This is a genomic window from Rhizobium sp. 05L419 (genome assembly GCF_056397845.1).
In genome coordinates, this window is sequence record NZ_JBFTOF010000002.1 from 39,274 (window position 1) to 54,409 (window position 15,136).

At 59.5% G+C, this 15,136-nt stretch carries 15 protein-coding genes and 1 tRNA gene; 12 read left to right on the top strand and 4 right to left on the bottom strand.

The window, feature by feature from the left end:
• Positions 1-290: 290 nt before the first annotated feature.
• Positions 291-1,538 (top strand): hypothetical protein, encoded by a 1,248-nt coding sequence (locus tag AC1DMK_RS02565; protein WP_477857261.1) that lies wholly within the window; start codon positions 291-293, stop codon positions 1,536-1,538.
• A gap of 9 nt (positions 1,539-1,547) precedes the next feature.
• Here the strand turns inward: AC1DMK_RS02565 and gor are convergent, their stop codons facing one another.
• From gor to rpiA, 3 genes are all read right to left on the bottom strand, one after another.
• Positions 1,548-2,933, bottom strand: coding sequence for a glutathione-disulfide reductase (gene gor, locus AC1DMK_RS02570; RefSeq protein WP_477856949.1), 1,386 nt, complete (start codon positions 2,931-2,933; stop codon positions 1,548-1,550).
• 111 nt (positions 2,934-3,044) lie between these two features.
• A complete protein-coding gene (locus tag AC1DMK_RS02575; RefSeq protein ID WP_037066428.1) occupies positions 3,045-3,605 on the bottom strand; it encodes a DUF2059 domain-containing protein in 561 nt (186 codons plus the stop codon).
• 17 nt (positions 3,606-3,622) lie between these two features.
• Positions 3,623-4,321, bottom strand: a complete 699-nt coding sequence (rpiA, locus tag AC1DMK_RS02580) for a ribose-5-phosphate isomerase RpiA (RefSeq protein ID WP_477856951.1) — start codon at positions 4,319-4,321, stop codon at positions 3,623-3,625.
• Positions 4,322-4,518: 197 nt separating this feature from the next.
• Between rpiA and AC1DMK_RS02585 the strand changes: the two genes are divergently transcribed.
• A complete protein-coding gene (locus tag AC1DMK_RS02585; protein WP_477856953.1) occupies positions 4,519-5,217 on the top strand; it encodes an HAD family hydrolase in 699 nt (232 codons plus the stop codon).
• A gap of 269 nt (positions 5,218-5,486) precedes the next feature.
• Positions 5,487-5,855 carry a hypothetical protein gene (locus AC1DMK_RS02590; RefSeq protein WP_477856955.1) on the top strand — a complete coding sequence of 123 codons (369 nt, stop codon included), beginning with the start codon at positions 5,487-5,489 and terminating at the stop codon, positions 5,853-5,855.
• Positions 5,856-5,907: 52 nt separating this feature from the next.
• On the opposite strand, the gene lipB is transcribed toward AC1DMK_RS02590, so the two are convergent.
• The gene (gene lipB, locus AC1DMK_RS02595) at positions 5,908-6,633 is read right to left on the bottom strand and encodes a lipoyl(octanoyl) transferase LipB (protein ID WP_477856957.1); all 726 of its coding nucleotides are present in this window, start codon (positions 6,631-6,633) and stop codon (positions 5,908-5,910) included.
• A gap of 182 nt (positions 6,634-6,815) precedes the next feature.
• Between lipB and AC1DMK_RS02600 the strand changes: the two genes are divergently transcribed.
• From AC1DMK_RS02600 to AC1DMK_RS02640, 9 genes are all read left to right on the top strand, one after another.
• Positions 6,816-6,900 (top strand) — tRNA-Leu (locus tag AC1DMK_RS02600).
• Between the two features lie 295 nt (positions 6,901-7,195).
• The gene (locus tag AC1DMK_RS02605) at positions 7,196-7,681 is read left to right on the top strand and encodes a GNAT family N-acetyltransferase (protein WP_477856959.1); all 486 of its coding nucleotides are present in this window, start codon (positions 7,196-7,198) and stop codon (positions 7,679-7,681) included.
• Positions 7,682-7,753: 72 nt separating this feature from the next.
• The gene (locus AC1DMK_RS02610; protein WP_477856961.1) at positions 7,754-8,680 is read left to right on the top strand and encodes a DMT family transporter; all 927 of its coding nucleotides are present in this window, start codon (positions 7,754-7,756) and stop codon (positions 8,678-8,680) included.
• A gap of 97 nt (positions 8,681-8,777) precedes the next feature.
• Positions 8,778-9,485 (top strand): hypothetical protein, encoded by a 708-nt coding sequence (locus tag AC1DMK_RS02615; RefSeq protein WP_477856963.1) that lies wholly within the window; start codon positions 8,778-8,780, stop codon positions 9,483-9,485.
• A gap of 88 nt (positions 9,486-9,573) precedes the next feature.
• Complete coding sequence (locus tag AC1DMK_RS02620) at positions 9,574-11,583, top strand: acetyl-CoA carboxylase biotin carboxylase subunit (RefSeq protein ID WP_477856965.1); 2,010 nt, start codon at positions 9,574-9,576, stop codon at positions 11,581-11,583.
• Between the two features lie 101 nt (positions 11,584-11,684).
• On the top strand, positions 11,685-12,953 hold the full coding sequence (locus AC1DMK_RS02625) for a zinc metalloprotease (RefSeq protein ID WP_477856967.1): 1,269 nt from the start codon (positions 11,685-11,687) through the stop codon (positions 12,951-12,953).
• Positions 12,954-13,088: 135 nt separating this feature from the next.
• On the top strand, positions 13,089-14,216 hold the full coding sequence (locus AC1DMK_RS02630; protein WP_037066314.1) for an S-(hydroxymethyl)glutathione dehydrogenase/class III alcohol dehydrogenase: 1,128 nt from the start codon (positions 13,089-13,091) through the stop codon (positions 14,214-14,216).
• Positions 14,216-14,677, top strand: coding sequence for a GNAT family N-acetyltransferase (locus AC1DMK_RS02635; protein WP_037066317.1), 462 nt, complete (start codon positions 14,216-14,218; stop codon positions 14,675-14,677). The genes AC1DMK_RS02630 and AC1DMK_RS02635 overlap by 1 nt, the downstream gene beginning before the upstream one ends.
• On the top strand, positions 14,674-15,135 hold the full coding sequence (locus tag AC1DMK_RS02640; RefSeq protein ID WP_037066319.1) for a YaiI/YqxD family protein: 462 nt from the start codon (positions 14,674-14,676) through the stop codon (positions 15,133-15,135). The genes AC1DMK_RS02635 and AC1DMK_RS02640 overlap by 4 nt, the downstream gene beginning before the upstream one ends.
• Position 15,136: the final 1 nt, after the last annotated feature.

Genomic DNA, 15,136 nt, shown 5'->3' on the forward strand with positions numbered 1-15,136 from the left:
GCGCCATTTTGCCTAGCAGCGTTTCCGTTCTGACGCCCACAGGTCGCCGACCACGCTGTATAAAAAGGCACTCGCCATCACGATTTCAAACCGCATCAGCGGCATTAACGTTCAGTATACCAAGACGATTTGTATCAAATTTAAGTTTTCCCCATAGAAACCACCCTTACTTTTAAAGGGTGCGGTCATGAAGACCCCGCTTCACACACCAATGCTATGGTGGAACGTGGGATTGCTTCGTGCGCAGACTAAACCGCTTCCTCGCCGACAACTCCGGCAATTTCGGCGTCATGACCGCCATTCTGATGGTGCCGCTCATCGGCTCTGCAGGCATGGCGATCGATTTCGCACACGCGCTAAGCCTGCGGACACAGCTTTACGCGGCTGCGGACGCGGCTGCAGTTGGCGCGATCGCGGAAAAGTCGATCGCTGCCGCGGCAGCGATGAAAATGACCGGCGACGGCCCTATCACCATCGGCAAGGACGACGCCCGCGGAATTTTCAGCGCCCAGATGCAGGGCGAGTTGACCGCTGGGCAGGTGGCGGTGGACGTACAGGTGAATAGAACCGCGAACAAGCTCACCTCCTCCGTTTCATTCAAAGCGTCGGTCCCGACCACCTTCATGCAGATCTTCGGACGACAGAACGTCAATATCGCCGGTACCGCCACGGCAATGTTCCAGACTGCCTCCTTCATCGATTTCTACATCCTGCTCGACAACACGCCGTCCATGGGCGTCGGCGCAACGCCCGCGGACGTCGCTACAATGGAAAGGAAGACGTCCGATACCTGCGCCTTTGCGTGCCATATCGTTTCAGAAGCGGGCGTTGAGGATAAGAACAGCTATTACAACATCGCTCGCAACAATGGTGTCACGCTGCGCGTCGACGTCGTGCGCCAGGCAACCCAGAAGCTGACCGAAACGGCCAAGGCCGAGCGCGCGTCGAACAATCAGTTCAGGATGGGCGTCTATACCTTTGGAAAGAAGGCAGAGGATGCCAATCTGACCACGATCTCGGCGCCGATCGCCGACCTCGACAAGGTCGCCGCCTATACGAGTGCCGTCACTCTCATGTCGATACCCAAGCAGGGCTACAACAGCGACCAGCAAACCAGCTTCGACAGTGCACTTGCGCAAATGAACAAGATCATCACAAACCCTGGCGACGGCAACACCGAATCGCAACCGCAGAAAATCCTGTTCTTTGTCTCGGACGGCGTAGGCGACAGCAAGAAGGCGAACTGCACCAAAGCCAAGACCGGAGACCGCTGCCAGGAGCCTATCGACACGTCCTTCTGCAAACCGCTGAAGGACAAGGGAGTGAAGATCGCGGTGCTTTACACCACCTATCTGCCGCTTCCCAAGAACAGCTGGTACACCACTTGGATCAAGCCCTTCCAGAACGAAATTCCCGCGAAAATGCAGGAGTGTGCCACACCCGGGCTCTACTTCGAGGTCACACCGACGCAGGGCATCGCCGAGGCGATGAAGGCACTGTTCCTGAAGGTCATCCGGATGCCGCGCATCACCAGCTGACCGGCACCATCAGACCCGCACGCCATTGCAAATGCGATAGCTCGGCGCGTACATGGTGACGAGTTCTTCCGAAGCGGTCGGATGGACTGCCATGGTACGGTCGAAATCATCCTTGGTGCAGCCGGCTTTCAGCGTAATGCCGAGGAGCTGCGCCATTTCGCCAGCGTCGTGGCCAAGAATATGGGCTCCGACGACCTTGCGGCTGGCAGCATCGACGAGCAGCTTCATGATCATCTTTTCGGCACGGCCTGAAAGCGTCGCCTTCATCGGCCGGAACTGGGCGCGATAGACTTCCAGCTCCTGGTAGCGCTTGCCCGCCTCCTCTTCGCTCAGGCCGACCGTGCCGATCTCAGGTTGCGAGAACACCGCGGTGGCGATGGTCTCATGATCCGGCTTTGTCGGATTGTTCTTGTACTCCGTCTCGATGAAGCACATCGCCTCATGAATCGCGACGGGCGTGAGCTGTACCCGATCGGTGACATCGCCCAAGGCATAAATGTTGTCGACGCTGGTGCGCGAGTATTCGTCAACGATGATTGCGCCGCGCTCATCCGTCTTGACGCCGGCTGCTTCAAGCCCAAGCCCCTGGGTGTTCGGCACCCGGCCAAGAGCGAGCATCACCGCGTCCGCATTCAGCGCACCATTGTTCAAGGTCTCGACCAACAGGCCGTCGCCGCTCTTGGAGACACGCTGCAACATGTCGTGGCACAGGATGCGAATGCCCTTCGCCACCATCGCCTCATGCAGCCCGCGACGTAGGTCATGGTCGAAGCGGGACAGGATTTCCGCCCCCCTGTAGATGAGCGTCGTCTCGACCCCGAGCCCGTGGAAGATATTGGCGAATTCGACGGCGATATAGCCACCGCCCGCAATGACGATCGATCGAGGCAGTTCGTCCAGATGAAACGCCTCGTTCGAAGAAATGCATAGGTCGTGCCCCGGCAGCGCCGCATGCGGGTTTGGCTGCCCGCCGGTCGCAACAACGATGGTCTTGGCAGTGACCGTCTGACCGGTCTTCACCAGGCGCACCGTATGGGCATCGAACAATTCGGCCCGCGTCTCCAGGATTTCGGCATTCGCTCCGGAAAGGCCTTTCTTATAGAGACCTTCCAGCCGCGTGATTTCCGCGTCTTTGGCGGCAATCAGCTTCTTCCAGTCGAAAGAGCTTTCGCCGACGGTCCAGCCAAAGCCGGCGGCGTCCTCGAAATGTTCACTATACTGCGCGGCATAGACAAAGAGCTTCTTCGGAACGCATCCGCGGATGACGCAAGTGCCGCCGTAGCGATACTCCTCGGCGATCGCAACCCGCTTGCCGAGCGCCGCGGCTACTCGGGCGCTGCGCACGCCACCGGAACCGCCGCCAATGACGAAGAGGTCGTAATCATAGGATGTCATGGGAAGCTCCGGATGGAATCGGCTGCGAGGACGCGACTGATATAGTATCGATCGCCAGAAAAGCAAAAGCCCGGACGAAGCCGGGCTTTCGAAGCAATAGCAATGGACGTGTTATGGCTTTGCAGCAGGCTTGGGCGCGGCGGCCGGGTCAGCTGCCGGAGCAGGTGCGGCCTTGATCACTTTGCTGAGTTCGGTGCTTGTCTGCTTCTGCAGGTCGCGCGAAATGCCCTGCGCCCAGATATCGGCTGCCTTGACCGTCTCGCGCGATGCGATCGGGCCGTCCTTGAGCAGTTTCTGGCCGACCGGCGAGCTGTAGAATGCGGCAATGGCATTCAGTTCCTCGACCGAAAATGCCTTTGCGTAGGTCAGCGCAGCTTCCTTTTCGAGATCGGCGCGGCGCGGTGCAAGTGCAAGCGCCTGCTTGTCGACCTCGGCAGTGATTGCGTCCTGGTAGTTCGGCGAATCCTGGATCAGGTCTGCCTTGAGCCGTTCAGCCAGGCCCGGCAGAATGTTATCGAACTGCGTCGTCGCGCCGATCGCATTGATCGCCGCCCGTGCTGCCTTCAACTGTTCCGGGGATGCTTCCTGAGCCTGGACGGCAGAGCTGAACGCAACTCCCGAAAGGATGACGGTCGCAGCAGCAAAACGGCCAAGACCTGCAAATTTAATCATGAGTTTCATAGCTCCTGTTACCTGTTTGCCCGCAGCTCGCGTGCGCCATCTGGGCCGGCGATAATCGCAAGCGCGGCCATATTGAGAAAGAGTCCGTGTTCCACGACGCCGGGTATCGAGTTCAACTCGTTTGAGAGCGCCTCTGCATCAGGAATGCGGCCAAAAGATGCATCGATTATATAGTGTCCGCCGTCTGTGGTGAAAACTCCGTCGCCGGATTGGCGAAGCGTCAGACTGCCGGTGAGCCCGAGTTTCGACGCTGTCTTTTCGATCGCCATCCGCGTCGACACGAGGCCGAAGATGTTGACTTCGATCGGCAATGGAAATGCCCCGAGGGTCTGTACCAGCTTCGTTTCGTCCGCGATGACAATCACACGGTTGGAGGCGGCCGCGACGATCTTCTCGCGCAATAGCGCACCGCCGCCGCCCTTGACCAACCGGAGACCGGCGTCGATCTCGTCTGCACCGTCGATGGTGAGATCGAGTTGCGGCAACTCGTCCAGAGACTTCAGCGGTACACCGAGTTCAACGCAAAGCCGGGCGGTCCGTTCCGACGTCGGCACGCCCTCCACCCTGAAGCCGTCCGCGACTTTTTCCGCGAGCAGCCGTACGAATTCCTCCGCGGTGCTGCCTGTTCCAATTCCAAGGCGCATCCCGCTCTCCACATGGGCGAGTGCGGCTTCGGCGGCTCTGATCTTCATTTCGCGGGCATCCATGCGCCGCTTACTCCAAATGTTACGTTGGTTGAGCTGTTTACACGGCTCGCCTGCCAAACGAAAGCCAAAATAGCACTGCGCTTTTCGAAATCCGGGATAGATATCCGATCGCACAACCGCGACCGGCAAAGCGTTGCTTTTGCGGCCTTCATCACTTACCTCAGCACCATATTCCAATAGCGAACAGGCTAAATCCCTTGACCCCTGCACTTGTCGTCTTCGATCTCGACGGAACGCTTCTCGATACCCATGTCGATCTGGTCGAAAGCCTGAATCATACGATTGCCGCGCTCGGTCTCGCCCCTGTGGGCTACGACGATCTCACGCACCTGGTCGGCCACGGCGCCAAGGTTATGATCGAGCGTGCCTGCAAGCTGCAGGGGCATCCGCTTGAGCCGGAAGCCTTGCCTCCGCTGCTCGACCGTTTCATCGCCCATTATAGCGAAAATATGCCGGGCCGTACCACACCCTATCCCGGGCTCGTCAGCGCAATGGTCCAGCTGAGATCCAGCGGATACAAGCTCGCCGTCTGCACCAACAAGCTGGAAGCACTGGCCCGCACGCTGTTGGATCAGCTGAAGCTGACCGAATACTTCGATGCGATCACGGGCGGAGATACCTTCGCCGTCCGCAAGCCGGACGCAGGTCATCTGCTTGGTACGATCCAGATGGCGGGAGGCGATCCGCGCCGCGTCCTCATGATCGGCGATAGCGCCAATGACATCCTCGTCGCGCGCAATGCAGGCGTTCCCTCCATCGCAGTCCCTTTCGGCTATTCCGATGTTCCGATCGAGACGCTTGAGCCGACGCAGATCATCTCGCACTTCAGCGAACTTACGCCCGAACTGGTGGAATCGCTCATTGGTGGCTTTGTCCCAAGCGTCAGCGCGCAATAAGCAGGCGGTGCGCATCGTTCATGAAGTTGTTCAGCACAATGAAGGCGCGTCATGATTGCTGTAAATCCTACGCTGCGCCCTATAGTCTAGCCGCCGGAGCATTATCAAAAACCGATCAAATCCAGTCGCGATGCCGTGATTTCATTTGATAAAATGTTCGGCTCTGCCGTGCGTTTCGTTCACATTCCCGCCTCAATTCAAGCGCGAACTCATTTTTGCCGAGGGTTTGACACCACGTTGTTTACAACGATGGATTGAGGAGATCTACAATGCGTATTCGTTTTGCCGCCGCTGCTGCAATTTTGGCCTTCGGAATGGTGGGCACGGCCTTCGCCCAACCTCAATATTCCAACGACTACTCGAACGACAGTGACGGCTTCTCTCCCGTCAAGACGGCACCGCCCAAGGCCGTCCACTACGCACAACACAAGGCGTCTGAGTATTCGAACGACTACAACAATGACAGCGACGGGTTCGCACCGGTCCATGTCGCGGCGAAGGTCGACAGGATGGCGACAGCGAGCATCAAGCCGCTTCCGGACTGCAGCTACATGTTAAAGAGCAGCAAGGTCCATACCCAAGGCGGCGACGGCGGTGCTTCTCATACCGACGCCTGCCGCGATGTCGGCGACAAATAGCAGGGCTTCAGGAACCGATAGGGCCGGTAGACCGGCCCTATTCCGCTCGCCGTCAAAGTGTGTGCTGAGCGTCGTTCACGGTCTCGCCGAAAATCGATTCGAACGCCTCGCGAAGCCGAATATCCACATCCGCCATCATCACGGGCAAGCCTAGGTCGACGAGGCTGGTAACCCCGTGCGCCGAGATACCGCAAGGAACGATTCCTCCGAAGTGATCGAGATCGGGCTCCACATTCAGTGACAGGCCATGAAAGGTCACCCATTTCCGGAGCCGGATACCGAGCGCTGCGATCTTGTCTTCGGCCATCGTTCCATCAGGCAGCGGCGGCTTCTCGGGCCGCCGGACCCATACGCCAACACGGTCTTCCCGACGCTCGCCGCGGATGTTCATCGAATCGAGCGTGCGGATAATCACGTCTTCGAGCGCCGCGACGAATGCGCGAACGTCTTGACGCCGGCGCTTGAGGTCGAGCATGACATAGGCCACTCGCTGACCGGGGCCATGATAGGTGTATTCGCCTCCACGGCCCGTCGCAAACACGGGAAAGCGATCCGGCTGCACAAGATCCTTGGCATCGGCACTGGTGCCGGCGGTGTAAAGCGGCGGATGCTCCACGAGCCAGACCAGCTCATCGCCGCCGTCCGCTATCGCCGCGACTTCCCGCTCCATGATATCCACAGCCTCCACATAAGGCACGAGCCCGTCGGCGATACGCCACCGGACTGGGCGCGAACCGGCAATCGGAATCATGGAAAACTCGAGATCTGTGCGTAACATGGCCAATCCTTGTCGCCCGCCTCGTCTTTGCAGGCCTTCGCTCGAGCTTCTATATGGCTCCGTTTCGCTGCCGATTCAAACGCTGTCACTTCACTTGAAAAAATCTGTCACATCGCACTTGTGTCCCCGGAATCCTTTTGCTACATGCTGCGTCGCCGGCACAAACCGGCACCTACCACGATGCGGTCGTGGCGGAATTGGTAGACGCGCAGCGTTGAGGTCGCTGTGGGGCAACCCGTGGAAGTTCGAGTCTTCTCGACCGCACCATTTCTCACCAGAGTGTGAGACTTCAGATAGTTATGCTTCTGAGTTTTGATCGACCCGTTCTTGCCGGAGCGGCGCGCGATCTGATTGGCTTCGAGCCATTGGTTTTCGCCCCCCGTGACGTCGAACTCAGCTGCCACCTGCCCTTTGGACCGAAGCTTCTGGCTAGCTTACGCATGCGATGAGCTGAGCCGTGCGATTCGTCGTGCCGATACGCTGTTTTTCGGCTCGTCGCGATTTCGCCGAGCCTTGCGCGTCGCACGATTGCGTCCTCGTTGATTCTGCCTATGGTGCCCAGATGATCATCCGGGACGAAAACGAGAATGATGCCGCCGCTGTTGGCTCCGTCGTTGAAGAGGCATTCGGTCAACGCGATGAGGCCATTTTGGTCGAGCGCCTCCGTCAAGACGGAGATGCTGCCATTTCGCTCGTGGCCACGGACGGTAACGCGATCGTCGGCCACGTCATGCTTTCGCCGATGTCGGCTCCGTTTCGTGCTCTTGGTCTGGCACCGCTGTCCGTTCTGCCCAGCCACCAGAATCGGGGGATCGGTGCGGCGCTGACAAACGCTGCCATAATGCGCGCCAAGGCCGATCGGTGGACGGCGGTCTTTGTATTGGGCGATGCGGACTACTACGGCCGCTTCGGTTTTCGCACCGACCTCGCGGCCGGCTTTTCGTCGCCATATGCGGGTCCGCATTTCATGGTGCTGCCGCTTGCCGGCACTTCTTGCGCGACGACGGGCAGGGTCGACTACGCTCCGGCTTTTGGAACCATGGCCTGATCGACATTCGAGCCTTCACCATTGTTTACTATTTCTGTATAGGCGACGGACCTTTCCACGAAATTTTCAAGAATGAAAACCGATTTCGAACACCACAATCCGCTTCAAGGCATGCTCCTTATGGCGGGTGCTATGATCGTCCTGCCGGCGATGGATGCCATCGCCAAGTACATGGCGACGTTCGAGGGCATGTCGCCCGGCCAGGTCACCTTTTATCGGTTTTTCTTTCAACTGGTCTGCACGCTGCCGATTCTCTTCGCCATTTTCGGCTGGAAGGCGCTGCATGCCAAACGGCCATGGATGAACCTGCTTCGCGGCGCGCTGCATGGCGCGGCCAGCCTGCTGTTTTTCGTTGCCGTCAAATACATGCCGCTGGCCGACGTATTCGCGATCTATTTTGTCGAGCCCTTCATGCTCGCGGGCCTCTCTGCCCTGTTTCTCGGCGAGAAGGTCGGCTGGCGGCGGTGGACGGCGATCGTCGTCGGCTTCGGCGGCGCGATGATCGTCATCCAGCCGAGCTATGAGATCTTCGGCCTCAAGGCGTTACTGCCTGTGGCCTGCGCGTTTCTGTTTTCGCTCTATCTCTTCATGAATCGAGCGATCGGCATGGCGGACTCACCCTTGACGATGCAGACCATGGCCGGCATCGGCGGTACACTGTTCATGACGGCCGCATTGTTCGTTGGAAACGGTTTGGGTGTGAGCGATTTCGAAGTGTCGCTGCCTTCGTCCGGTCTCGGACTCGTCCTGCTTATGATTCTGGGTTCGCTCTCCGGCTATGTCCATATGATCGTCGTCAGGGCGTTCCGCATGGCGCCGCTATCGCTCCTGGCGCCCTTCCAGTACTTCGAGATCATCTCGGCGACCGTTCTCGGCTACGCGCTGTTCGGCGACTTTCCCAGCTTTTCGAAGTGGATCGGCATCCTGATCATCGTTGCGTCGGGCCTCTTCATCATATGGCGCGAGCGCATCCAGGCGCGGTCATTAAAAGCGGCGTGATTGCGCCAATTGTTCGTTAACCTCACATATTGAGGGATCGTCAATTTGCTGGCGCTAGAAGAATCTTCGGCTTCATGATGAGGCCTGGAGATAAAAGATGAGCGAATTTCGCCTCGCTTTTCCGGCATGTGTCATTGCCGGAAAGCATCGGCTGGCCGTCGAGGATATCGGCCTGCTGCGCAAGTACAGCTTTCCGGACGGAATCCGGACACCGGACGACGTCGTCGTCATGCTGGCGCTGAACAATTCCTGCCCTGAAAAATGCCCGGAATGGAGTGCTTTCTTCGTGGAGCAACTCGCCGCATTCATCGTCAATCACAGCTATCCGCAGGGATCGCTCGACGAGATAAACGTCGCGTGGCTGATGCGTGTGGTTGCGACCGATGGCGTTGTAAACTCTGCGCTGGAGCTGGAGCTCGTTCTTCATGTGATCGAGATTGCCGCGCATGTCCCCGACGAGTTGCGCGCTTTTGCGCTTGATCAGCTTCGTCTCGCCATTTCGCAGCATGTGGGGGGCTATCAGCTCTGCCGCTCCGTTGATCGCAAAGGCATCACGCGCCAGGATGTCGACTATGTCATGCGTATTCTCCGTGGCATCTGTGACGGCGGCGACGTCAACGTTCAGCCGCTGACCTGGGGCGTTCTCATGCGGATCGGTGAGGAAACGTTGCCCACGGCCAATCATCCGCGCTGGGCAAGCATTCTGGAGGGCCTGCGGCTCGTCGAGTACGCCGAACCGGCTCGACGCAGCCGCTGGCTGCGCATCGTCGATGACACCTTCGGCAGCGAGACGGCTGTCGCGTGATCCCGGCCGCATGTTCGTATTTCGCCTGATTGTGCGTTCTGGTCTTTCTGCGTAAAACTCCGGAGCACATGTCACGGGTGGAGTCTTCATGTTCAAGAAAATCCTGATCGCGAATCGCGGCGAGATCGCTTGCCGCGTCATCAAGACCGCGCGCCGCATGGGAATTGCGACCGTCGCCGTCTATTCGGATGCCGACCGGGATGCGCTCCACGTCGAGATGGCCGACGAGGCCGTTCACATCGGTCCCGCTGCGGCCGCCGAAAGCTATCTCGTGGCGGAAAAGATCATCGCCGCTTGCAAGCAAACCGGCGCGCAGGCGGTCCATCCGGGCTATGGTTTCCTGTCCGAGCGGGCTTCGTTCTGCGAAGCCCTCGAGAAGGAGGGCATTGTTTTCATCGGTCCGAAGCCCAAGGCGATAAGGGCCATGGGCGACAAGATCGAATCGAAGAAGTTCGCCAATGCCGCCAGGGTGTCCACCGTTCCCGGTTATCTCGGGGTCATCGAGGACGCCGTACACGCCGAAAGGATCGCCGCCGAAATCGGCTATCCCGTCATGATCAAGGCATCTGCTGGCGGTGGCGGCAAGGGAATGCGGATCGCCTTGAGCGAGGCCGAGGTGCGCGATGGCTTCGATCGCGCGCGTTCCGAGGCGAAGAGTTCTTTCGGCGATGATCGCGTCTTCATCGAGAAGTACGTCGTGGATCCGCGTCACATCGAGATCCAGGTCCTGGCCGACGCACATGGCAATGTCGTCTATCTCGGTGAGCGTGAGTGCTCCATCCAGCGCCGAAACCAGAAGGTCGCCGAAGAGGCGCCCTCGCCTTTCCTTGACGAGGCGACGCGTGCGGCCATGGGCGAACAGTCCGTGGCACTCGCCAAGGCCGTGGAGTATCAGAGCGCCGGCACGGTCGAGTTCATCGTCGATCGCGATCTCAATTTCTACTTCCTTGAAATGAATACGCGCCTGCAGGTCGAACATCCCGTGACCGAACTGGTGACAGGCATCGATCTCGTCGAGCAGATGATCCGTATTGCGTCAGGCGAAAAGCTTCCGTTCGTGCAAGGCGACATCAAACTGAACGGCTGGGCGATCGAATGCCGGCTCTACGCCGAAGATCCCTACCGCAATTTCCTGCCCTCCATCGGCCGTTTGACACGCTATCAGCCGCCGGCGGAAGGTCGGTCCGGCAATGCCATCGTTCGCAATGATACGGGCGTCTTCGAAGGTGCGGAGATCTCCATGTACTACGACCCGATGATCGCCAAGCTTTGTACTTGGGCGCCGACGCGTCTCGAGGCGATCGAGGCGATGGGCCAAGCCCTGGACGGCTTCGTGGTCGATGGCATCGAACACAATGTACCATTCCTTTCTGCCCTGATGAAACATCCACGCTGGCGCGAGGGCCGCCTGTCGACCGGCTTTATTGCCGAAGAATATCCGCACGGCTTTGCTCCAATGATGCCCGACGACGGGCAGCAGGCAAGCCTCGCGGCAATCGCCCTGTCAGCCGCGCTGATCGAGGCGAACCGGCGAGAGCGCTTTGACGACCGGCTGCACTCCGCCTCCGGCGCGCTTCGCGAGGAATGGGCTGTGAAGCTCAATGAGCAATACGTTGACATCCGGCTGCTCGACGGGCTGGTCACCATCCCATTCGAGATGGACATGGCTATCGGCGGCACGGTCGTCAATATTGTCACCGATTGGAGACCGGGCGATCCGGTCTGGCGCGGAAAGGTCGGAAAAGTCAGCGTCACCGCGCAGCTTCGGCCGATCCTGAACGGCATCAGGCTCGATTGGCAGGGCCTGTCGGTGAAGGCCAAGGTCTTCACGCCTCGCCACGCAGAGCTGGACAAGCTGATGCCGGTCAAGTTGCCGCCCGACACGTCGAAGCTTCTGCTTTGCCCGATGCCGGGGCTCGTGGTCTCGATTGCCGTGACTGAGGGTCAGGAGGTCAAGGCGGGCGAAACGCTTGCCGTTGTCGAAGCAATGAAGATGGAAAACGTTCTGCGCGCCGAGCGCGACCTGACCGTCGGCAAGATCAATGCCAAAGCTGGCGAAAGTCTGGCTGTCCTGGCGGTGATCATGGAGTTTGCCTGAGCCTTTTTGGCACGGGACGGCATCAGGAAACGATTCGCTTTCGTTAACGGGTCGGGACCTAAAATGGGGCCATCCGGCAATCTGCCGGATGGAGTGCGCAAATGACTGTGCTGCAATCGGCGATCCTGCTGCTGTTCATCAATCTCGGCTTGCTGGGGCTATTGATGCGCCTACCGCTCGGGATCAGGACGCTGCACCTGAGCCGAACCTTCCCATGTTCGCCTGAGACCCTCTGGAGCGCCATGCACCCTGCGGGAGCGGCCGGAGACTGGCACCACTCGGTGATCACCAGCAAGCCGCTTGCAAGCCGCCGCGGCGTTGTCGAGCAGACCTACACGCACCCGGACAAGAATGGCCTGCCTCTGCGCAGGCTGCTCGCTCTTGAACCGCTGTCCGCGGTATCGGGCAATGCTCACGGCTTCCAATCGTCCGTCATCGACGACAGCACACTGGATCCATCCTTTTGGAAAGACTTTCGCGAGCGTCGCATCGTCCGCCCGACGCCCGACGGTGCACTGCTTGAGATCGACCAGACCGATCGCTATCGCGGTCTTGCCTTCCTGATTTTCCGCTACGTTGCCCTGAGGCGTGAAATGCGGGCGTTGGAGGGGTGGCTGAAGACCGGTGAATCGCGCCCACAGGGCCATTTCGAGCACCCGCTCGTCCAGGTTGGACTTGCCGTCCTGTCTACCCTTCTTCTGTGGCCATTCCTGGGTCTCACAATGCAAGGTCTGATGATGTCGACGTTTTTAACGCTGGTGATCGCCCTGCATGAACTGGGACACATGGCCGCCTACCGGATGTTCGGTCATGCGTCGGTCAGGATGATCTTCGTGCCGCTGCTGGGCGGGTTGGCGATCGGCGGCAGGCCTTACCGTTCGCTGTTCGAAGTCGCGACCTGCGCGCTGATGGGGGCGGGAATGTCGGCATTCCTCGTTCCGATCCTCATCGTTGCCCACCAACTCGCCGACAAGGGACTATTCCCGGCGGCTTCAAGCTCCCCCTTGCTGGTTTTCCTGTTGATTTTGGGTGCATTCAACTTGCTCAACCTCCTGCCCATGCATCGCTTCGACGGTGGGCAGGTCTTGCGGCAGATTTTCCGCACCAGGTGGTCGCAGATTGCCGCCAGCTTTTTCGTTACCCTTTGCATCCTCCTTATCGGCTTTGAGATCGGCCTCTCCGCGACTATGTTGATGGTGGGGCTGCTGGTTTTTACCATCGTCAGCCTGATCGGAGCGCGATCCGCCAAACCCCGCCAGAAGCTCGAGGAGATGACGGATCCCGAGCGAATGCTGGTTGGGTTCGGCCTCTATGCTGCCATTGCCATGCACGGCTATGCGATCGTATTTGCAGTCGGCAACCTTTTCTGACGCAACCAGCACAGAGATCGGCGCAACCTGCTCACCGGACAAGGAAATCGGCGCCGATGACGGGTTTTCCCTTGAGCCGTCCTCGCCCCGTGTGCAAAAGTCCGCGCGATCAAATCAGCATTGGAGAACCCCAAGATGGACGTTCGCGCCGCCGTTGCCGTACAGGCTGGAAAACCGCTCGAAGTCATGACCGTGCAGCTTGAAGGGCCGCGTGCCGGAGAAGTGCTGGTCGAGGTGAAGGCGACCGGCATCTGCCATACGGATGATTTCACGCTCTCCGGCGCCGACCCGGAAGGCCTCTTTCCGGCAATTCTCGGCCATGAAGGTGCGGGCGTCGTTGTCGATGTCGGTCCTGGCGTGACCTCGGTCAAGAAGGGCGACCACGTCATTCCGCTTTACACCCCGGAATGCCGCGAGTGCTATTCCTGCCTGTCGCGCAAAACCAACCTCTGCACCTCGATCCGAGCAACGCAAGGCCAGGGCCTGATGCCTGACGGCACGTCACGCTTCTCGATCGGCAAGGACAAGATCCATCACTATATGGGCTGCTCGACCTTCGCCAACTTCACCGTCTTGCCGGAGATCGCGCTCGCCAAGGTCAATCCCGACGCACCGTTCGACAAGATCTGTTACATCGGCTGCGGCGTCACGACAGGCATCGGCGCCGTGATCAACACGGCCAAAGTGGAAATCGGCGCGACCGCCATCGTCTTCGGTCTCGGCGGCATCGGCCTGAACGTTCTGCAGGGCCTTCGCCTTGCCGGTGCCGACATGATCATCGGCGTCGACATCAACAACGACCGCAAGGCCTGGGGCGAAAAGTTCGGCATGACGCACTTCGTCAATCCGAAGGAAGTCGGCGACGACATCGTACCGCACCTCGTCAACATGACGAAGCGCAACGGCGACCTGATCGGCGGCGCGGACTACACGTTCGATTGCACCGGCAACACCAAGGTCATGCGCCAGGCGCTGGAATCCTCGCACCGCGGCTGGGGAAAGTCGGTCATCATAGGCGTTGCCGGTGCCGGCCAGGAAATCTCCACCCGTCCGTTCCAGCTCGTCACCGGCCGTAACTGGATGGGCACGGCTTTCGGTGGTGCCCGCGGCCGTACCGATGTGCCGAAAATCGTCGACTGGTACATGGACGGCAAGATCCAGATCGACCCGATGATCACCCACACCATGCCGCTCGAAGACATCAACAGGGGCTTCGAGCTGATGCATTCCGGCGAAAGTATCCGCGGCGTGGTCGTCTACTGATGACTGCCTGCGCCTACAGCGTCGATGTGCGGAGGCTCGAAGAGTTTTCCGCCGTCGAGCTGTACGACCTCCTTAAGATGCGCGTCGATGTCTTCGTCGTAGAGCAGAATTGTCCCTATCCCGAGCTTGATGGCAAGGATGCGGATGCCTTGCATTTATGCCTCAGACACAATGGCGAACTGACGGCGTCCTGTCGGTTGTTCGCACCTGCGCTGCCGGCGGCACCTACCAGAATCGGCAGGGTCGTCGTGTCTCCGACCCATCGCGGCAAGCGCTTGGGCGAAGCCGTCATGCGCGAGGCCATCGCCATCTGCGATCGCCTTTTCCCGAACGAACCCATCGCATTGTCGGCGCAAAGCCATCTGGTCCGTTTTTACTGCAGCTTTGGCTTCGCCACGACCTCGCAGGAATATCTCGAGGACGGTATACCGCATGTCGATATGATACGGGCACCACGATGATCTACGTTGACGCAGACGCTTGCCCGGTCAAGCAGGAAATCCTAAAGGTTGCCGAACGTCATGGCATCGAGGTGACCTTCGTCGCCAATTCGGGCCTGCGCCCTTCGCGCGATCCGATGGTCCACAACGTGATCGTCTCCAGCGGCTTCGACGCGGCCGACAACTGGATCGCCGAGCACGCCGGACAAGGTGACCTCGTGGTTACCGCCGACGTGCCTCTTGCCGTTCGTTGTGTCGCAACCGGTGCGTTCGTCAGCGGCCCGACCGGTCGCGTGTTCGACGACACGAACATCGGCATGGCAAGCGCCATGCGGGACCTTGGCGCCCATCTCAGGGAAACCGGCGAAAGCAAGGGCTACAACGCCGCCTTCAGCCCGAAGGACCGATCTCGCTTCCTCGAAACATTTGATCGCCTGTGCCGTCGCGCCAAGGCCGCTGTCCCAAAGACCGGAGACTAGA